General features: G+C 40.5%; 24 protein-coding genes. 10 read left to right on the forward strand and 14 right to left on the reverse strand.

Annotation, left to right across the window (positions count from 1 at the left end; genetic code table 11):
• Window positions 1-38: 38 nt before the first annotated feature.
• The 13 genes from FIT79_RS04450 to rpoE form a co-directional block, all read right to left on the reverse strand.
• Window positions 39-788, reverse strand: a complete 750-nt coding sequence (locus tag FIT79_RS04450) for a tRNA threonylcarbamoyladenosine dehydratase (RefSeq protein WP_139875773.1) — start codon at window positions 786-788, stop codon at window positions 39-41.
• A gap of 7 nt (window positions 789-795) precedes the next feature.
• Window positions 796-1,173, reverse strand: a complete 378-nt coding sequence (gene acpS, locus FIT79_RS04455) for a holo-ACP synthase (RefSeq protein ID WP_139871762.1) — start codon at window positions 1,171-1,173, stop codon at window positions 796-798.
• A gap of 22 nt (window positions 1,174-1,195) precedes the next feature.
• The gene (gene pdxJ / locus FIT79_RS04460; protein WP_139875774.1) at window positions 1,196-1,921 is read right to left on the reverse strand and encodes a pyridoxine 5'-phosphate synthase; all 726 of its coding nucleotides are present in this window, start codon (window positions 1,919-1,921) and stop codon (window positions 1,196-1,198) included.
• Window positions 1,922-1,929: 8 nt separating this feature from the next.
• A complete protein-coding gene (gene recO, locus FIT79_RS04465) occupies window positions 1,930-2,646 on the reverse strand; it encodes a DNA repair protein RecO (RefSeq protein ID WP_139868021.1) in 717 nt (238 codons plus the stop codon).
• Between the two features lie 8 nt (window positions 2,647-2,654).
• The gene (era, locus tag FIT79_RS04470) at window positions 2,655-3,545 is read right to left on the reverse strand and encodes a GTPase Era (RefSeq protein WP_139871765.1); all 891 of its coding nucleotides are present in this window, start codon (window positions 3,543-3,545) and stop codon (window positions 2,655-2,657) included.
• Window positions 3,545-4,228 carry a ribonuclease III gene (gene rnc / locus FIT79_RS04475; RefSeq protein WP_139871767.1) on the reverse strand — a complete coding sequence of 228 codons (684 nt, stop codon included), beginning with the start codon at window positions 4,226-4,228 and terminating at the stop codon, window positions 3,545-3,547. Before rnc ends, era begins: the two co-directional genes overlap by 1 nt.
• On the reverse strand, window positions 4,228-4,971 hold the full coding sequence (gene lepB, locus FIT79_RS04480) for a signal peptidase I (RefSeq protein ID WP_139875775.1): 744 nt from the start codon (window positions 4,969-4,971) through the stop codon (window positions 4,228-4,230). Before lepB ends, rnc begins: the two co-directional genes overlap by 1 nt.
• Window positions 4,968-6,761: a translation elongation factor 4 gene (gene lepA, locus FIT79_RS04485; protein WP_139875776.1), complete on the reverse strand. Its 1,794-nt coding sequence runs from the start codon at window positions 6,759-6,761 to the stop codon at window positions 4,968-4,970. Before lepA ends, lepB begins: the two co-directional genes overlap by 4 nt.
• 110 nt (window positions 6,762-6,871) lie before the next feature.
• Complete coding sequence (locus tag FIT79_RS04490) at window positions 6,872-8,296, reverse strand: DegQ family serine endoprotease (protein ID WP_139871773.1); 1,425 nt, start codon at window positions 8,294-8,296, stop codon at window positions 6,872-6,874.
• 23 nt (window positions 8,297-8,319) lie between these two features.
• Window positions 8,320-8,754, reverse strand: coding sequence for a SoxR reducing system RseC family protein (locus tag FIT79_RS04495; RefSeq protein WP_049814361.1), 435 nt, complete (start codon window positions 8,752-8,754; stop codon window positions 8,320-8,322).
• Window positions 8,755-9,711, reverse strand: a complete 957-nt coding sequence (locus tag FIT79_RS04500) for a MucB/RseB C-terminal domain-containing protein (RefSeq protein WP_189644849.1) — start codon at window positions 9,709-9,711, stop codon at window positions 8,755-8,757. It abuts the gene before it with no gap.
• A gap of 7 nt (window positions 9,712-9,718) precedes the next feature.
• On the reverse strand, window positions 9,719-10,177 hold the full coding sequence (locus FIT79_RS04505; RefSeq protein ID WP_139875778.1) for a sigma-E factor negative regulatory protein: 459 nt from the start codon (window positions 10,175-10,177) through the stop codon (window positions 9,719-9,721).
• A gap of 23 nt (window positions 10,178-10,200) precedes the next feature.
• Complete coding sequence (rpoE, locus tag FIT79_RS04510) at window positions 10,201-10,920, reverse strand: RNA polymerase sigma factor RpoE (protein ID WP_139875779.1); 720 nt, start codon at window positions 10,918-10,920, stop codon at window positions 10,201-10,203.
• Window positions 10,921-11,022: 102 nt separating this feature from the next.
• Here rpoE and nadB point away from each other — a divergent pair, with 102 nt between their 5' ends.
• Both nadB and FIT79_RS04520 read left to right on the forward strand, forming a co-directional pair.
• Window positions 11,023-12,645: an L-aspartate oxidase gene (gene nadB / locus FIT79_RS04515; RefSeq protein ID WP_139875780.1), complete on the forward strand. Its 1,623-nt coding sequence runs from the start codon at window positions 11,023-11,025 to the stop codon at window positions 12,643-12,645.
• 75 nt (window positions 12,646-12,720) lie between these two features.
• Complete coding sequence (locus FIT79_RS04520) at window positions 12,721-13,200, forward strand: FKBP-type peptidyl-prolyl cis-trans isomerase (RefSeq protein ID WP_028818313.1); 480 nt, start codon at window positions 12,721-12,723, stop codon at window positions 13,198-13,200.
• On the opposite strand, the gene FIT79_RS04525 is transcribed toward FIT79_RS04520, so the two are convergent.
• A complete protein-coding gene (locus FIT79_RS04525) occupies window positions 13,197-13,997 on the reverse strand; it encodes an inositol monophosphatase family protein (RefSeq protein WP_139875781.1) in 801 nt (266 codons plus the stop codon). The genes FIT79_RS04520 and FIT79_RS04525 overlap by 4 nt on opposite strands.
• Before the next feature lie 96 nt (window positions 13,998-14,093).
• On the opposite strand from FIT79_RS04525, the gene FIT79_RS04530 reads away from it, so the two are divergent.
• The 8 genes from FIT79_RS04530 (at window position 14,094) to hscB (ending at window position 19,839) form a co-directional block, all read left to right on the forward strand.
• On the forward strand, window positions 14,094-14,837 hold the full coding sequence (locus FIT79_RS04530) for an RNA methyltransferase (protein ID WP_139875782.1): 744 nt from the start codon (window positions 14,094-14,096) through the stop codon (window positions 14,835-14,837).
• A gap of 62 nt (window positions 14,838-14,899) precedes the next feature.
• Window positions 14,900-15,646, forward strand: a complete 747-nt coding sequence (gene cysE, locus FIT79_RS04535) for a serine O-acetyltransferase (protein ID WP_139875783.1) — start codon at window positions 14,900-14,902, stop codon at window positions 15,644-15,646.
• An 87-nt stretch (window positions 15,647-15,733) separates the two neighbouring features.
• Window positions 15,734-16,216, forward strand: coding sequence for a Fe-S cluster assembly transcriptional regulator IscR (gene iscR, locus FIT79_RS04540; RefSeq protein ID WP_028818309.1), 483 nt, complete (start codon window positions 15,734-15,736; stop codon window positions 16,214-16,216).
• 8 nt (window positions 16,217-16,224) lie between these two features.
• On the forward strand, window positions 16,225-17,370 hold the full coding sequence (locus FIT79_RS04545) for a cysteine desulfurase family protein (RefSeq protein WP_139875784.1): 1,146 nt from the start codon (window positions 16,225-16,227) through the stop codon (window positions 17,368-17,370).
• 3 nt (window positions 17,371-17,373) lie between these two features.
• Complete coding sequence (locus FIT79_RS04550; RefSeq protein WP_028818307.1) at window positions 17,374-18,597, forward strand: IscS subfamily cysteine desulfurase; 1,224 nt, start codon at window positions 17,374-17,376, stop codon at window positions 18,595-18,597.
• A gap of 18 nt (window positions 18,598-18,615) precedes the next feature.
• Window positions 18,616-19,005: a Fe-S cluster assembly scaffold IscU gene (iscU, locus tag FIT79_RS04555; RefSeq protein WP_139875785.1), complete on the forward strand. Its 390-nt coding sequence runs from the start codon at window positions 18,616-18,618 to the stop codon at window positions 19,003-19,005.
• Between the two features lies 1 nt (window position 19,006).
• A complete protein-coding gene (iscA, locus tag FIT79_RS04560) occupies window positions 19,007-19,330 on the forward strand; it encodes an iron-sulfur cluster assembly protein IscA (protein ID WP_139868050.1) in 324 nt (107 codons plus the stop codon).
• Complete coding sequence (gene hscB, locus FIT79_RS04565) at window positions 19,327-19,839, forward strand: Fe-S protein assembly co-chaperone HscB (RefSeq protein WP_139874691.1); 513 nt, start codon at window positions 19,327-19,329, stop codon at window positions 19,837-19,839. The genes iscA and hscB overlap by 4 nt, the downstream gene beginning before the upstream one ends.
• Window positions 19,840-19,843 lie beyond the last annotated feature (4 nt).

Here is a 19,843-nt window from a genome sequence, read left to right on the forward strand (position 1 = left end):
TAAAATGGGGTTGAGTTATGAAATTTCAAGGGCTCTTATTAGAGTAATTTCTTTAAAGCGAGTGATGCTGCCATAAAACCAAAAGTGGCTGTAACCATCACACTTGAGCCATAACCGCCACAATGAAGGCCTGTGAGAGCCTCATCTACCTCACATGCGTCTTCAGGTTTTATCATGACCTCATCGGTAAAGACCACATCAATACCTACCTTTTGTGATTCTTTTAATTGCAGTGCCTTTTTGACATCATGCCGAATCTTGGCTGTGAGCCTATCCCCATGCGTTAAACCTAAGTCCGCTATCTTAATAAATGAAGGATCGATGCGGCCCCCTGCACCACCTGTCATGACGAGTGGAATTTTTTCTTTTAAAGCATGCAGTGCCAAACTTGTTTTAATGCTTGCCTGATCAATCGCATCGATGACAACATTAAAATGTTGCTTAATGAGCGCATTTAAATTTTCGTTAGATATAAAGTCATCCACAGTCTCCACCTGACACATGGGATTAATTTCTAGAATTCGCTCTTTCATAGCCAACACTTTAGATTTTCCAAGTGTCTGACTTAGCGCATGAATTTGCCGATTGATATTCGATTCAGCAATATGATCTAAATCGATGAGCGTGAGATGACCTACGGCACTTCGTGCCAATGCTTCAGCGGCCCATGATCCAACACCCCCAATACCAATGACACAGACATGAGCTTTCTTAAAAAGGGTTACAGCATCTTTCCCATAAAGTCGTTCGACACCACCAAAGCGCCGATTGAAATCGATGTCTTCCATTTAATTTTTAAGTTTCGAGTACAACAAAGGCAGTCGCAATATTTTTTTCATCCGAAATGGAAATATGCTGACTTAAGATATTTTTTTGTTTTAAATAGTCTTGTAATTCTTGATCAAATTCTAGAATAGGCTTTCCTAAATCATCATGGCCTACGATAATATTTTGAAAACGTACCGGTGATCTAAACCCTGTGCCTAAGGCTTTAGCAAAGGCCTCTTTGGCAGCAAAGCGTTTCGCTAAGAAACGAGATTGTGTGGATGATTGTAAATAACTTTCAAATTCGGAATCACTTAAAATACGCCGCGCAAAAGTATCGCCAAATTTTTCGATGGATGCATGAATGCGTGAAACTTCGACGACGTCAGTACCAATACCAAAGATCATAATAAGGTTATCTTTTTAAACATTACTTCGAATAATCACGTAACAATAATTTCATTTCACGGATCGCATTATCCCAGCCTATAAATAATGCATGCGCCACAATCGCATGCCCAATATTAAGTTCTTCAATACCAGGAATGGCTGCAATTAAATTAACATTATGATAATGAAGTCCATGACCCGCATTGACAATCAGACCTAACGATAACGCGTGCTCTGCAGCGGCTTTAATGCGTTTAAATTCTTTCTGCTTTGTCACTTCATCTTCTGCATCCGCATAACTACCCGTATGAATTTCAATCACAGGTGCCCCCATCTTTTTTGCCAAATCAATATCTTTTAAATCAGGTGCAATAAAAAGTGATACGCGACTGCCTTGCTCTGTAAGATTTTGTGTAGCGCGGTAAAGATGATCATAGGATTCTTTTAGGTTCAATCCGCCTTCAGTCGTTCGCTCTTCACGCCTCTCAGGGACGATGCAAACATCTTGCGGTTTTACACGTGACGCAATCGCAATCATTTCATCAGTGGCTGCCAATTCTAAATTCATTTTCGTTTGTAGCAAGGGTCGAATGGCAAAAATATCTTCATCTTGCATATGACGACGATCTTCGCGAAGGTGGAGTGTAATGCTATCAGCACCCGCTTGCTCAGCACGAAGCGCAGCTTCGACAACACTTGGATACTTCGTTCCGCGCGCTTGTCTTAGTGTTGCTACATGATCAATATTAATACCGAGCTTTATCATAAAATATCTTATCCTTGTAAATCGACAAAGAGTTGTTTCGAATGAAGTGGCTTGTCGCCCAAATAAAACCCCAATAAATAACGCATCAATTGCTTACTTTGTTGCTGTGTTTCTTTATCAACATATTGGTCGCTTGCCATATCAAGCAAGGTTTTACCTACTACTTTAATGCCGTGATCGGTCTTCGTTAAATCACACGCACCATACTCAGCCTCATAGCGGTATATTTTATCAGGGATAATCGGATTTGAATCCTCATCATGATCTAAAGTAACTGCATAACCTAAAGCTTGTAAAAGTTTTAATTCGAATCGACGTAATGTAATTGTGAGTTCACGACCCTCACTTAAAGCCAAAATAGTTTCATGATAAAAATGAAAGAGGTCAGGATGAGGCTCATCCCTCGGCAATAGACGCATCATCAATTCATTGAGATAAAAGCCACACATCAATGCGTCACCTTCTAAAATAGTCAGCTTCTCGCACCACTCCAATCCATTTAAACTTTTAAGTTCAGATTTGCCTGACCAATTCGCAAGTAACACTTGAAAGGATTGAAGCATGCCACGTATGGATGATCTTGGACGTCTGGCACCTTTAGCCACCACTGGAATGCGACCAAATTTTTCTGTAAAAACTTCTGCGATTAAACTTGTCTCTTTAAAAGGATATGTATGTAGGATATACACACGCTGATTTTCTTGACGATGATTGGGAGTCGCCATTTATAAAATTAAAGACCTAATGATTTTAAAACACGCTGATCTGTCGACCAGCCACTTTTGACTTTAACCCAAGTCTCAAGCCATACCTTACCCCCAAAGAGCTCTTCCATATCTTGTCTAGACTCAGTTGAAATTTGTTTTAACTTCTCACCATCTTTTCCTATCAACATAGGCTTCTGACTATCTTTATCCACGATAATGGCGGCAAAGATGCGACGCAAATTACCTTCGACTTCAAATTTTTCAATTTCAACCGCAATGGAATAAGGTACTTCTTGGCCTGTGAGACGGAAAATTTTCTCTCGAATAATTTCGGATGCAAGAAACCTTTCGCTCTTATCAGTAATCTCATCTTCACCATAGATGAATGGTTGTTCAGGTAAAAAATCTCGAACGGTCGATAGTAAATGATCTAGATGTTTATTTTTTTTAGCAGACACAGGTACCATAGCTTTAAAAGTATATGTCTCGCTCATGGTTTTGATTTGTTCTAAAAGTGCATTCTTGTCTTTCATTAAATCTACTTTATTCATGACGAGAATCGTCGGGCGATCTTTTGGAATGAGTTTCATCACGGCTTGATCTTCTTCAGTCATGCCTCGAGACTCAATGACAAAAAGAACTACATCGACATCACTTAATACTTGGTGCACGGTTTTATTTAAACCCTTATTCATGAGGTTCAAATATTTGAGCTGAAATCCGGGTGTATCAATAAAAAGAAACTGGGTGTCATCTATCGTTTGAATGCCTAATAATTGATAGCGTGTGGTCTGAGCTTTTTTTGATGTGATACTGATCTTGCTACCTACCAAATAATTTAAGAGTGTCGACTTACCTACATTAGGTCGACCCACAATGGCAATCGTACCGCAGCGTGTAATTTTATGTTCACTCACTAGATGATCTCCAACATAAGTTGATAAGCTTTTGCTGCAGCCTCTTGCTCCGCAATTCTTCTGCTGTTACCTATTCCTTGCGTTTTAATATCAGATTTCTTAATGATGCATTCAATGGTAAAGGTTTGGCTGTGCGCTTCCCCTTCAATGGAGACGACTGTATAAATCGGTAAATCACTCTTCTTACTTTGTAATAATTCTTGCAGTAAAGTTTTTGGATCTTTTTGAATAAGTTTGGGATCAATCTCATTTAACTGCGCCTCAAAAAAACGAAGCACAAATTGGTGAGTGGGCTCTATGCCACCGTCTAAATAAATGGCACCAATCATAGATTCAAACGTATCAGCTAAAATGGATGGGCGTCGCCATCCTGCACTTTTTAATTCACCCTCACCTAATCGGATAAAGTCACCTAAACCAATGGATGTGGCAATAGCACTTAATGAACTTTCTTTAACAAGTTGTGCACGTAGGCGACTTAAATCACCTTCATCAATACGTGGGAATCTTTTATAGAGCTCTTCGGCGATAAGAAAACTTAAAACGCTATCACCTAAGAATTCGAGACGCTCATTATGTTGCGCTGAAAAACTGCGATGCGTGAGAGCCATGATCATAAAAGCAGAATCATTAAACGTGTAATGAATGATTCGACTTAATGAGGCCTGACGCTCTTTATCCATTAATGAATGATAGACCCAATACGTTTAAATTCGCTGAAGTTAAACCAAATAAAAAAAGCACGTCCCACTAAGTTATGTTCGGGCACAAAACCCCATACGCGACTATCAGCACTATTATCTCGATTGTCCCCAAACGCTAAATAATGGCCTTGAGGGACTTCAAATTTAAAATTTTCTCCAGGCAAATCATGAATCAGGATCGAGTGATTCACACTACCTAATGCCTCTTTAAATTCTTTAGCTTCAATGTGATGAATTTCATTCATGATGTATGGGTATTTACCAACGAATGTTTGCTCTATTTTTTTATCATTAATATAAAGTGCTTTACTTTTATATTCGATCACATCGCCTGGAAGACCTACCACACGCTTGATATAGTCAATTGATGGTTTAGGTGGGTAGTGAAATACAAACACATCACCACGATGAGGCTTATCTACTTCTATGATGGTGTAGTTCAAAATAGGCACGCGAAAACCGTAACTAAATTTATTTACTAAAATAAAATCGCCTGCTAAAAGTGTCGGCATCATGGAGCCTGAAGGAATTTTAAAAGGCTCTGCAATAAATGAGCGAATAAAAAATACTAAAAAAATCACAGGAAAAAAACTTTTCGAATATTCAACCAGGATAGGCTCTTTGGCATTCGCCGCTCTTTTTTTGCTTAAGACAAAAATATCAAGCAACCAAATCAGTCCTGTGATGGTTAAGACGATGACCATGATTAGCGCAAACATCATTTTTCTTCTACCCTTAAAATAGCTAAGAAAGCCTCTTGAGGAATTTCAACATTCCCAACCTGCTTCATACGCTTCTTGCCCTCTTTTTGTTTTTCTAATAATTTCTTCTTACGCGAAATGTCGCCACCATAGCATTTAGCCAACACATTCTTACGCATGGCTTTCACTGTTTCGCGCGCAATGATGTTAGCGCCGATGGATGATTGAATAGCAACATCAAACATTTGTCTTGGGATCAATTCACGCATCTTGGATGCCACTTCTCGTCCTCGATAAATACTATTTGATCGATGCACAATTAATGATAATGCATCCACACGTTCTCCATTCACCATGATATCAAGCTTCACTAAATCAGCTGCTCTAAATTCTAAGAATTCATAATCCATGGATGCATAACCTTTTGAAATCGATTTCAATCGATCAAAGAAATCGAGCACCACTTCATTAAGTGGCATCTCGTAGGTCAGCATCACTTGTCGACCTAGGTATTGCATATTTTTTTGAATGCCTCGCTTGCCGTTACATAAGGTCATTACAGGGCCTACATAATCTTGCGGCATCAGTAAATTAATGAGAATAATCGGCTCACGAATTTCTTCAATGCGAGATGTGTCAGGTAATTTAGACGGATTTTCAATTTGGGTAACTTCACCGTCTCTTTTAAGAAGCTCATACACAACGGTCGGGGCTGTAGTGATTAAATCCATATCATACTCACGCTCTAAACGCTCTTGCACGATATCCATATGAAGAAGGCCTAAAAATCCACAACGGAAGCCAAAACCTAAAGCTGTTGAATTCTCTGGTTCAAAACGAAGGGACGAATCATTTAAACTTAATTTTTCTAAAGCGGTTCTTAAGGCTTCGAATTGATTCGACTCCACAGGGTAGAGTCCTGCAAATACCTGGGGTTTTACTTCTTTAAATCCAGCCAATGCTTCGGATGCGGGTTTGTCTGCTAACGTGACTGTATCACCCACCTTAGCACTCGCGAGCTCTTTAATACCTGCAATAATAAAACCTACCTCGCCTGCAGAGAGTGATTCTTTGCTTCTCGATTTTGGTGTGAAAACACCCACTTGCTCACAAAGATATTGATCGGCTGTTGCAATCAGTTTAATTTTATCTTTTGGTTTTAAGCTGCCATCGACCACACGCACTAACATGACAACACCCACGTAATTATCAAACCAAGCATCAATGATGAGGGCCTTTAATGGCTTAGACGCATCGCCTCTTGGCGATGGCACACGAGAAACAATTGTTTCTAATACATCTCTCACACCTTCGCCTGTTTTAGCCGAGCAGCGAATCGCATCTGAGGCATCAATGCCAATTACGTCGCCTATTTCTTCGATTACACGATCTGGATCTGCAGATGGTAAATCAATTTTATTTAACACAGGCGTGACTTCCACACCTTGCTCAATCGCGGTATAGCAATTAGCGACTGTCTGCGCCTCAACCCCTTGGCTTGCATCAACGACTAAAAGCGCACCCTCACAAGCTGCCAGAGAGCGACTCACTTCATAAGTGAAGTCGACGTGCCCAGGTGTATCAATGAGATTGAGATTATAAATCTTACCGTCAAGTGCTTTATATTGAAGTGCGGCTGTTTGGGCTTTAATCGTAATACCGCGCTCACGCTCAAGATCCATCGAATCTAAAACTTGCGCTTCCATCTCGCGATCTGATAAACCGCCGCAATACTGAATGATACGATCCGCCAAGGTCGACTTGCCGTGATCGATATGCGCGATGATTGAAAAGTTTCTAATGTTTTCCATGAGGAATAATGATGCCTTGAGTTACCTAATAACAAAGGCGCTTAAAACTCTTTAAGCGCCTTTGATTGAAAGCATGTATTTTACAACAAAGCTTTTATACCTAGCTGATTTTATCGCTCATTCGTGATCTTGACGGGCACGTAAAGAGTCTCATCATTTCTTAAAATGAGGAGCGCTACCGTCTTACCATTAGGGATAGTAGAGACTTCTTTAGTAAAAGCTTCAACGCTTTCGACTTCGCCGTTATTAAGCGCTAAGATAATATCGCCTCGACGAATACCAGCTGCTGCCGCTGAACCTTGCGCATCAACTACGAGCAATCCCTTTTTGCCATTCATTTTTTTGCGTTGTTGTGGGGGTGCTTCTTTTAAAACCAAACCTAAGCGATTCACGTCGGCCTTTTCAGGGGCCTTATTACTTGCAATCACTTCAGATTGGTCAGATGGCATTTCGCCTACTGTTAAGTTGAGTGTTTTGATACTACCTTTTCTGAACACTTCAGCAATCACCGTTTTACCCGGTTTAGTGTTACCTACCGCTTTAGGCAAATCAGACGAGGACTCAATCAACTTACTATCAAATTTAGTAATCACATCCCCAGGTTGAAGACCGCCCTTCTCCGCAGGCGCTCCTTTTTCAATCCCAGCGACTAATGCACCATTGGTATTTTTCATACCGAAGGATTCAGAAAGCTCTTTAGTCACTTCTTGAATCGCAATACCTAACCAACCTCGAATCACTTTACCGTTAGTCCTAAGTTGACTCATAACGTCCATCGCCACATTGATAGGAATGGCAAATGAGAGTCCCATATAACCGCCGGTGCGGCTATAAATTTGCGAGTTAATCCCGATCACCTCCCCTTTTAGATTAAATAACGGACCACCTGAGTTACCTGGATTAATCGCCACATCAGTTTGAATAAAAGGTACAAAATTTTCTTGAGGCAATGCGCGACCTTTAGCACTCACAATACCAACGGTCATTGTATTTTCTAAACCAAAAGGAGCACCAATTGCAGCGACCCATTCGCCTACTTTAATCGTGTCAGGATTTCCAATACTTACTTTCGGTAAGCTAGTCGCATTGACTTTTAATACGGCAACATCTGTTCTTAAATCAATCCCAATCACTTTTGCTTTGAATTCGCGCTTATCATTAAGCTTTACCATCACTTCATCTGCGTCTTTGACAACATGCGCATTAGTTAATATAAAACCATCTGTCGTCACAATAAATCCAGATCCTGTGGCAGACACTTGTTTATCTGGGGTAGGTTGTTGGCCGCGACCATTATGAGGTGGCATACCTGGCGGTACTGGAATTCCAAAACGCTTAAAAAATTCTTGCATCTGCTCATCTTCAGGCGACCCTTGTCCCATCACATTCGCACGATTTTTTTGAATCGAGCTGATATTGACGACGACAGGACTTTGCTTTTCAGCGAGTTCAGTAAAGTCCGGAAGTTCTTTAGCAACTAATCCGGTCAGAATTAAAAACTGAAATATGCATACATAAAAAAGACGTCTTATCATGGTCTATCTATTCCTTAAATAAATTATTTAAAACGAATGAGTTGCGCTTCATTGTAAAACATTTGCATCTTCTCGTTAATGGCACGCTTAATCATCATGACACCTAAAGATAAACCTAATACCGCACCCATCAAAGTATAAAATTCGATCATATGTGTGACGAAACTATTTGCAATCGCCATACCTAAAAACATTAAAAGAAGTGGCACGCCGTAAAGCATGAGCGAACCTTTGAGCATAAGCGTTTCATCGATACCTAGAATCACAACATCCCCTAATTTCGCATTCAAATTGTTTCTGGTTTCAATGAGGCCTGATTGATGTGAGAAAATTTTTCCCCAGATTGAATTACCGCATCCCCTTACCTGTCCACATAAACCACATGGCTTACTTCGAACCACTTCGAGTGTGACATGCTCTTTTGAAGCTTTGATTACAATGGCTTGCTCTTCGATCATCTAATGCGCTTTCATATCTTGAATCGAATTCGAAATTTTTTGAATGGTTGCTTGTGGCACTGCACCTACCACCATAATTTGATTACCATTCATGACTCTCGCATAAACATGGGATGAGCCCACACGCGTTTCACCCACACGAGACTTCTGATCTTTAGGAATAGGGTTTACAAATAAAGAAACAAAGGAAAGTCCATCTGAGAATACCCAGTGATGCACAAGTTGTGGTTGATTGCCCATGGTTCTGGTCACGTGACTAACTTCTTTATACCCCGCAGGCAAATTAGAAATGGTGCAATATTTTTCGTGGGATATTTTATTTTGATGCGTTTCATTCATGATGTATTTTTTATGTGTATCAACATTGGGTTTAAACCAATTTAAATCTTGACCACTAAATAATGCAATTTGATTAAAACTTGCTTGTTCAATCATTTTTTGTTGATGATCTAAAATGCTCATCTTCAGAATCAAGCCAAATTCTTTATCGAGCCATAACTTGTAAAGATATCGAAACTGATCTTTGGGTTCAAGGTAAACAATTTGAGCTTCGCGGCCACCAATTCTTTCTTGATTCGCAAAGCGAAGGGTATAAATCGCCTTAACACTTTCAATGTCTGGTGGCAAAATCGCAGGAAATAAATTCTGACCCTGTCTTTCCTGAATCATGACATTTTCTTTATTCGAATTAAACACCATCATATTTTTGCCGCGTGATAAAGCTTCATGAGGCTGGCCATCTAAAGTCACCATGCGAGCGAATTCTTCCTCGCCATTATTAAGATGGGTGATTTCGATTGAGCGGACATCTTGAAAATTTTGATAAAGAAAAATACCTTTGTAACTTAATTTTCTGGCAGCTTGAGAAGCTTTTTCTAGATGAAGCCAAGGATCCTCAGCGGCTTGCGCATAACAACTTAAGACAAGGATGATTAAACCAACGACTAATCGCTGCATAAAAAAATTACTTAGCTTGTGTTTCAACATAAAACGCGACATTAGTCGGCGCTAACGTTTGATGCGCTTCAATATATTCATTTGGAATATTCTCAGCAATTTCAATCGTATTCGTTGGTTTCATATGAAATGTATTTGTCGTGATCATCGCACCTACAAAAAGAACAGCAATAAATGATGCCGCGACCGGCCAAGACATCCATGACGCTGCAGGGAGCGCCATTGCAGATTGAAACTTAGAGGACTTATTAAACTTTAACTGGATAGGCTCTTTATCAATGGCATCTAAAATAGATTTGGATGAAAGTGTGGAGTCAATCAATTCATTCTTAATGGAGTCACGAATCAATTGGTAAGTTTCGAAGCGCTCACGTAAACGGCTATCTTTGTTAATGTCTCTTACCGTTTGACTTGAGCTTTTAAGATCGAGCTCATCATCGAGGAGTGTTGAAATTTTTTCTTTCATATAACTTTTCCTTAAATTTAAATTTACCAACGTTTATTATTGTGTTGTGACAAAAGCGGTTTTAATTTTTCCGCAATCGTTTCGCGCGCTCTAAAGATACGAGAGCGCACAGTGCCAATCGGACACTCCATCATCTCTGCAATCTCTTCATAACTTAAGCCGTCAATTTCACGTAATGTAATCGCTACCTTTAATTCTTCGGGTAAGGATTCAATCGCGGCATTGACAGTAATACCAATTTCTTTCGTGAGTAATGTGGTCTCTGGATTTTCAGCTTCCGCCACTTGGTGTGTTTCTTCAAACTCACCATCCTCATTTTCAAATTCGGTCATATTGCGCGGGCGTTTGCCCATCGCCACTAAATGATTCTTTGCGGTATTGATACCAATGCGATAGAGCCAGGTATAAAAAGCACTGTCGCCTCTAAAATTAGGGAGGGCACGATACGCTTTAATGAATGTTTCTTGGACGATGTCTTCAATCTCGGCTTGATCACGCACCATACGGGTGAGAATGCGACCGAGCTTGCGATGATATTTTTCGACTAAAAGACCGAATGCTTTTTTATCGCCCTGCTGAGCGCTTTCGACTAAAACTTGGTCGAGTGCACGATTCGGATTTTCGATTTTCTCACTCACAACGGCTGATAGCGAAGGTTTAACATGCTCGGAAGTATACACGGCAGACTTATCTTCAACGAGTGATAATTTCTTTTGTTCTATGTTATTGTTAAGTATTGGCATGGGGTTTTAGTTTAATTTCTTTCGTCAAAAAAAACATAAACATACTATATATATACATCTCTGACGCCTTCATTCTTAATTAGTTCATGAAAAATACGCAAAATGTTACGTTGTGACGTGCTCATTATAGGTAGCGGTCTCGCTGGCCTTACTTCAGCTTTAAAGCTAGCTGACCATAAAAAAGTATTGATTGTCAGTAAGCGAGAAATTCTAGATAGTTCAAGCCAGTGGGCTCAAGGTGGCGTGGCTGCGGTCATGTCAAACGAAGACTCCATTGAAAGTCATGTGAAGGATACCGAATTTGTTGGGGGTGGTTTAACTGACCCTAAGGTTGCGAATTTTGTGGCATCTCATGGCAAAGAGGCGATTGAGTGGCTTCATGGTTTGCAGGTGCCTTTTAGCCTTGATGAAACAACACAACAATTTCATTTAACCAAAGAAGGTGGCCATAGCCATAGGCGTGTGGTTCACGCAAAAGATGCTACGGGTCGAGCGATCCAGGCAACTTTGAGTGAACAAGTCAAAGCGCACGCGAATATCACGATTCTAGAAAACCATATTGCGGTCGACCTCATTACAGAAAAAAAATCTTTAAAAGTTAATCACATTAAATCCAATCGTTGTTTAGGGGCTTATGTTCTTAATAACAAAACCGGTAAAGTCATGACGGTCTCAGCACAAGAAACCATTCTTGCAGCAGGCGGTGTCAGTAAAGTTTATCTCTATACAACAAACCCTGATGTCAGCACAGGCGATGGTGTGGCTATGGCATGGCGCGCAGGATGTCGCGTTGCCAATATGGAATTTATTCAGTTTCATCCGACGTGTCTTTATCATCCCAAAGCTAAATCTTTTTTAATCTCTGAAATTGTGAGAGGTGAAGGTGGTCTTTTAAGATTACCGGATGGATCACGCTTCATGGATGAGTATGACGGAAGAGGTGAATTGGCTTCCCGAGATATTGTCGCCCGTGCGATTGACTTTGAGATGAAAAAACGCGGGATCGATTGTGTGTATTTAGATATCTCACACAAATCACCTGACTTTATAAAGTCACATTTTCCAACCATCTATGCCCGGTGCTTAGAACTTGGAATCGATATCACAAAAGAATGGATTCCGGTGGTCCCTGCTGCGCATTATAGTTGTGGAGGTGTGATGACCAATCTTGAAGGTCAAACCGATTTAGCCCATCTTTATGCCATTGGCGAAACAGCCTACACAGGACTTCATGGCGCCAATCGTTTAGCAAGTAACTCACTGCTTGAATGTTTAGTCTTTGGTGATGCAGTGGCAAAACATATTCTTCAATCTAAAATCGATACTACTTCTTTTGATTTACCTCACTGGGACGAAAGTCGTGTGACTGATGCGGATGAAGAAATTCTTATCACGCATACTTGGAATGAATTACGACGCTTCATGTGGAATTACGTCGGCATTGTGAGAACTAATAAACGTCTATCACGCGCGCTTCATCGCATTCATATGCTGCGTGATGAGGTACATGAGTTTTATACGAACTTTAAGGTGAGTCATAATCTCATTGAATTAAGAAATCTTTTACAAGTCGCTGAGTTGATTGTGGAATCTGCGATTGCAAGACACGAAAGTCGAGGACTCCATTTTAGCCGTGACTATCCAAAACCATTAAAGATCGCAAAACCAACCATCATGACACCATCTAATTTTTATAGTCTCCTTGATCATAATCACGGACATTAAAATAATTTTAAAAAGTCACACCCCATCTCTTTATATCTTCTATAAAATATTAAAAAACATTTGAAGGAATTTTTTATGCAAGTCTCTATGAACACTGTAGTCACGATGACCTACGAACTGAAAGATGCCGACGGCGTTGTTTTAGAATCAAGTGATCAGCCTGTGGCATATCTCCATGGTGGCTATGACAATATTTTTCCAAAAGTAGAAGAAGCGATGCACGGAAAAAATATTGGTGACACGATTGAATTAGCGTTGGAACCTGCTGATGCTTTTGGTGAGTATGATGCTGAACTCGTTCAAATTGAACCAGCTTCAGCTTTCCCTCAAGAAAATTTAAAAGAGGGTTCGCAATTCGAAGGTGAAGATGAAACGGGTGAAGTTATTTTATATACAGTGACGAATGTTGCAGATGGGAAAGTGGTAGTAGATGGCAATCATCCTTGGGCCGGTCAACGTATTATTTTCAAAGCAACCATTAAAGATGTGCGTTCTGCAAACCAAGAAGAAGTGACTCACCAACACGTGCACGGTGCGGGTGGTCATCACCACTAAGCTTTAATCTCTTCCGTGAGATGAGGCGCTAAAACTTCTAACATGGCATCATAAATTTTAGGTGAGGCTGCCAATATATTTCCTGACTGAAGCCATCCCTCTTTGCCATTTAAGTTTGAAATAATTCCGCCTGCTTCTTGAACTAAAAGTGCACCCGCTGCAATATCCCAGGGCGACAAACCAATCTCCCAAAAAGCATCCAGCGATCCATTCGCCACATAAGCTAAATCGAGCGCTGCGGAACCTGGACGTCTAATGCCTGTAGTTTTTTGTAGCATTGATTTAAACATGCCCAAATAAGTATCTAGATGTTTAAAATCGCGAAATGGAAAACCTGTACCTACGAGAGACTCTTGAAGCTTGTCGCATTTTGAAACACGGATACGCTTATCATTTAAGAATGCACCGCGACCTTTGGTCGCCGTATAAAGATCATTTCGATTCGGCTCATAAATAACTGCTTGTGTAATTTCGCCTTTATGTTGCAACGCGATTGACACACAATACTGTGGAAAGTTATGCAAGAAATTAGTTGTGCCATCCAAGGGATCGATGATCCAAATGAAATCACTGGTGTGAGTGGTAGAACCTGATTCTTCACCCAGGAAACCGTGTGTGGGATACACCTCTTTTAAGGTGTCAATAATCGCACGCTCGGCGGCGACATCTACCTCACTGACAAAGTCGTTAAAGTTTTTGCTCTTCACTGTGAGTGTGCCGATATCTTGAGACGCTCGATTGATAATAGCGCCTGCGCGTCTTGCGGCTTTAACTGCAATGTTTAACATCGGATGCATAAAATGAATTTCTCTCTATTTTTATAAGAACGTGTCTATTTAAAGCTTCGTTTTTTAATAGACTTGATAAAATGCTATTTTACATGAAGGAACTCCATGGTCACTACTTCAGATGCGTTCGATCGCATCCGCATCATACTCTGTCAAACGAGTCACCCCGGAAATATTGGTGCTACAGCACGTGCGATGAAGACGATGGGTATTCACAGACTCTATTTAGTGAATCCTAAAAAATTTCCGCACCCTGAAGCAACTGCAATGTCATCTGGTGCTGATGATGTTTTACAACATGCGTTCGTCGTTCAAGATTTAGAAGAAGCCTTAAAAAGTGTGAAGCTTGCTGTGGGATTATCTGCGAGGCGACGTGAGTTGACACAACCTTATCTGGATGTGCGTGAAGTGGCCCATGAAATGATTCGTGTCGCAGATCATTCAGATGTCGCTTTTGTCTTTGGCACTGAAATGAGCGGACTCTCAAATCTTGAGGTACACCAATGCCAAGTGTTAAGTTTTATCGATGCAAACCCTCATTACTCATCCCTTAATTTAGCGCAAGCTGTGCAAGTGGTATGTCATGAATTAAGACAGGCTTCTATTTCGACAAAACCACCCAAGCTCTATACCAAAGACCTAAATCTTTTAGCGGATCACGATAGCTTAATGGGATTTTTATCTCACTTAGAATTAGTGCTCGAGAAAATAGAATTCTTAGATAAGGTTCAAGGTGAACGGTTAATGCAACGCTTGCATATCCTTTTTGCGAGATCACAACTTGAAGTCGATGAGATTAATATTTTGCGCGGCATCTTAACGCAGGTACAAAAAAAATTAAACTCTTAAAGGTCACTTGTATTACCCTAGTAATTTAGTCAAGTTAATCATTTCATGCGATAATTAGGACCATGTTTAAAAAAATTAGAGAAGATATCGCGATTGTCTTTGAGCGTGACCCTGCTGCAAGGTCGACACTCGAAGTCTTAACGACCTACCCAGGCGTTCATGCTTTACTGATTCATCGCCTGGCCCATGCATTCTGGCGGATCAAGCTTTACTGGCTAGGTCGCTTCATTTCCCATATCGGACGTTGGTTTACTGGTATTGAAATTCACCCAGGGGCGACTATTGGTCGTCGTGTTTTCATTGATCACGGCATGGGTGTGGTGATTGGGGAAACCGCGATTATCGAAGATGATTGCACGCTTTATCATGGCGTGACATTAGGTGGCACCTCTTGGAACAAGGGAAAACGTCATCCGACTTTAAAACAAGGTGTGGTGATTGGGGCGGGTGCAAAAATCCTAGGCCCTATTACCATTGGGCGTGGAGCTAAAATCGGATCGAATGCCGTGGTGGTAAAAGACGTGCCAGCCAAAGCAACAGCCGTAGGTATTCCAGCGCGCATTGTCGAAGAAGAAGGGCAAACCAAACAAAAAAGTGCAGTTCAACTTCCAGCCTTTAATGCCTATGCGTTGGGCCGAGATGAGGATGACCCTATGCACAAAAATCTTGATCAATTGATGCAAGCCATCAAAAAACAAAATCAAACCATTGAGCGTTTAGAGGACCAAATCAAATCCTTAAAACCTCGTGCCAATGAGGATATTAAACTCGCCAAAGCCTTCTCGCACAAGAAAAAGGCGTCCAAATAATACTTGATTAAAATAATGGGTTATTCTATACTTTAAGCTTCGGAAACTTAACGTTTCTTATGAGTCTTAAAGATAAAGGATCTTATTATGCGTCTTACCACTAAAGGTCGTTTTGCAGTGACTGCTATTTTAGATCTCGCCCTGAACGAGACAGAAAAGCCTGTGACCTTAGCTGACATCAGCGATCGACAAGCGATCTCTTTATCCTACCTCGAACAACTTTTTAGTCGTATGCGTCGTGGAGGCATTGTAAAAAGTATACGTGGGCCTGGCGGTGGGTATCACCTAGCCAAAAAACATCAAGAGATTACTGTGAAAGATATCATCACAGCGGTCGATGAAGAAATTGATGCCACGCAGTGCTCCGGCAAAGAGAATTGTCACGATGGTGGTCGTTGTATTACCCATGATCTTTGGGTGTCCATCAATCATAAAATCTTAGACTATCTTGAGAGCTTAACTTTAGCGCACTTAGTTGAGGCGCAATCTAAAGATAGCAAGAATCGTGAGAGTGCGATTTTTTTCTTAAACGATAAGCTCAGTCAAGGAAATTTAGCGAAAGCTGTTTAACAAACATAATGCAAAAAGTTTATTTCGACCATAACGCAACGACAGCCATAGATAAAAAAGTCTTAGGCGTCATGATGCCTTATATGGAAATGCAACAAGGCAATCCTACAAGTCAGCACAGCTTTGGTAGGCATGCCAGAACCGCGATTGAAGAAGCGCGTGAACAAGTAGCACTTGCTATTCATGCACACCCGTCTGAAGTGATCTTCACATCGGGAGGCACTGAAGCAAATAACATGATCGTGCATGGTGCTGCTATCAAACAGAGAGAAAGTACATTAGTAAGAAGTAATATTGAACACCCTTGTGTCGCTCGCCCAATGGAGGCGATGAAGCATCAAGGTTGGCAACAGGCATTATTAAATGTAAGTGAAGATGGTGTGGTCAGAAAAGAAACTTATAAAAATATTTCAGCTGAGAATGTCAGCCTCGTATCGGTCATGTTAGCGAATAATGAAACAGGCGCTATACAAGACATGGCACTCCTGCATGATTTTGCAAAAGAAAAAAAAGCACTGTCACATACAGATGCAGTGCAAGCGTTCGGAAAAATGGATGTGCGCTTTGATGAGCTTCATATCGATGCTATGACACTTTCAAGTCATAAAATATATGGCCCACAAGGTGTAGGTGCATTAGTCTTAAATAAACGTAGCGATATCGAGCCTTTGATTTACGGTGGCGGGCAAGAAAAGAATTTACGAAGTGGCACTGAAAATATTGCAGCGATTGTAGGATTTGGAAAAGCATGTGAACTCATTTCAGAATCTATCAAGACGACTTCAACGCATACGTGTGAACTTCAAAAAATTCTTGAAGTCCATTTAAAAGATTTAGGAGCTGAAATTTTTTCTGAAAAAGTTGCGCGTTTAAATAACACGACATTTTTTGCTTTTAAAGATATTGAAGGGTCGACACTTCTTACCGCTCTGGATAAAAAAGGCTTTGCCATTGCAAGTGGCTCTGCATGTTCAAGTGTGAATAAAGAGCCGAGTCATGTGTTACTTGCGATGGGTATTGATGAAGATTTAGCGCGTGGTGCACTGCGTATTAGTTTCGGACAAAAAAATTCAGTGACTGAAGTCAAAGACTTTATAGAAGCATTAAAAAAAGAATTACAAACCTTAAAACAACTTACAGCGATAGCGGCATAACATATGACAAAAGACATAGCACGTAAACCGATTTATCTAGATTACTCGTCGACGACGCCAATCGACCCACGTGTTGCTGAAAAAATGATTCCATTCATTACAGAACATTTTGGTAACCCCGCATCACGAAGTCATAGCTTCGGCTGGACGGCAGAAGAAGCCGTTGAAGAAGCGCGCGATGAAGTAGCTAAACTTGTCAATGCGGATCCTCGGGAAATTGTATGGACATCAGGTGCGACCGAATCAAATAACTTAGCTATCAAAGGTGCGAGCCATTTTTATAGCACTAAGGGTAAACATATTTTAACTGTCGCCACTGAACATAAGGCAGTGATCGATGCAGTGCGCGAACTTGAGCGTGAAGGATACACAGCCACCTATTTAGAACCTGAGCCAAATGGCATGGTCGATTTAGAAAAATTTAAAAAAGCGATTCGTCCTGATACAGTGCTCGCGTCAGTGATGATTGTGAATAATGAGATTGGCGTCATTCAAGATATTGAAGCGCTTGGCAATATCTGTCGCGAACATAATGTCATTTTTCATGTTGATGCTGCGCAAGCAACTGGAAAAGTAGATATTGATTTAGAAAAACTGCCCGTCGATCTTATGAGTTTTTCTGCACACAAAACTTACGGGCCTAAAGGCATTGGCGCACTTTACGTGCGACGTAAACCACGTATTCGTATTGAGGCACAAATGCATGGAGGTGGTCATGAGCGCGGCATGCGTTCAGGTACGTTAGCTACCCATCAAATTGTAGGTATGGGCGAAGCTTTTAGAATTGCGCGCATTGAAATGCAATTAGAAAATGAACGGATCAGAAAATTACGCGATAAATTATTACATGGCCTTCAAGATATGGAAGAAGTCTATGTGAATGGCGATTTGAAACATCGTATTCCACATAACCTTAATATCAGCTTCAACTATGTGGAAGGTGAGTCGCTCATTATGGCGGTAAAAGATATTGCAGTCTCCAGTGGATCTGCTTGTACATCGGCGAGTTTAGAGCCAAGTTATGTATTACGTGCACTAGGGCGCTCGGATGAATTAGCACATAGCTCCATTCGTTTTTCTATTGGACGATTTACGACAGAAGCTGATGTAGATTTTACGATTCAATTACTTAAAGAAAAGATTCAAAAACTCAGAGAGCTCTCACCATTGTGGGATATGTTTAAAGAAGGTATTGATATTAGTAAAGTTGAGTGGGCTGCCCACTAAAATTTTAAAAGGATATATATGGCTTACAGCGATAAAGTATTAGACCACTACGAAAACCCAAGAAATGTGGGCACACTTGATAAAAATGACCCGCATGTAGGGACTGGCATGGTGGGTGCACCCGCCTGTGGCGACGTCATGAAATTACAAATTAAAGTGAGCGATGATGGCGTCATTGAAGATGCAAAATTTAAAACTTATGGCTGCGGATCTGCAATCGCTTCAAGCTCACTTGTGACAGAGTGGCTCAAAGGTAAAACATTAGATCAAGCCTCTGAAATTAAAAACTCAGCGATTGCCGAAGAGTTAGCGCTTCCTCCTGTCAAAATTCACTGCTCAGTCTTGGCAGAGGATGCCATTAAATCTGCGATTGCAGACTTAAAGAGCAAGCAAGGTAAATTAAATTAAGATGGCGATTTCGTTAACACATAAAGCTGCAGAGCGCGTTGAAAAGTATCTCAAGAATCGAGGTAAGGGTTTAGGGCTTCGACTTGGTGTTAAGACAACCGGTTGCTCTGGTATGGCATACACGCTAGAGTTTGTCGATGAAGCTTTGCCTGAAGATCAAGTCTTTGAGAGCCATGGCATAAAGATCATGATAGATCCAAAAAGTTTGGTCTATATTGATGGCACAGAACTTGATTTCGAAAAAGAAGGTTTAAATGAAGGGTTTAAATTCAATAACCCTAACGTCAAAGCAGAATGTGGTTGTGGTGAAAGCTTTACAGTGTGAGCTTAAATTTTTTCACCCTCCTCCAACTTCCGGAAACATTTGTTATTGATTTAAAAAAGCTTGATCAGAATTACCAGAGCATCCAAAAAGAAATTCATCCTGACCGTTTTGCATCCCTTGCTGATGAAGAAAAAAAAGCTTCTATCAAAAAAACAGCAGAAGTGAATGATGCTTATCAGACTTTAAAATCTCCGATTCGACGTGCTGAATATTTACTTCACTTACATGACATAAATATTCATGATGAGAAATATACAGCAGTACCACAGGATTTCTTAATGCAACAGATGGAATGGCGTGAAGAACTCGAAACGCATAAACAAAATAAAGAAGCACTCGAAAAGTTAGCGAGTGACATTCAAAAAAATAAAAATGAAATTATGAGTCAACTCCCCAAATTTTTTGAAAACAAAAGCAATCTTCATGATGCTATCAAGGTAACGCGTGAACTTAATTTTATTGAGAAAATTGAACAGCATATTAATGATGCTTTAATTGAAATTATTTAAAAAT

The organism is Candidatus Methylopumilus universalis, from assembly GCF_006365315.1.
GTDB lineage: Bacteria > Pseudomonadota > Gammaproteobacteria > Burkholderiales > Methylophilaceae > Methylopumilus > Methylopumilus universalis.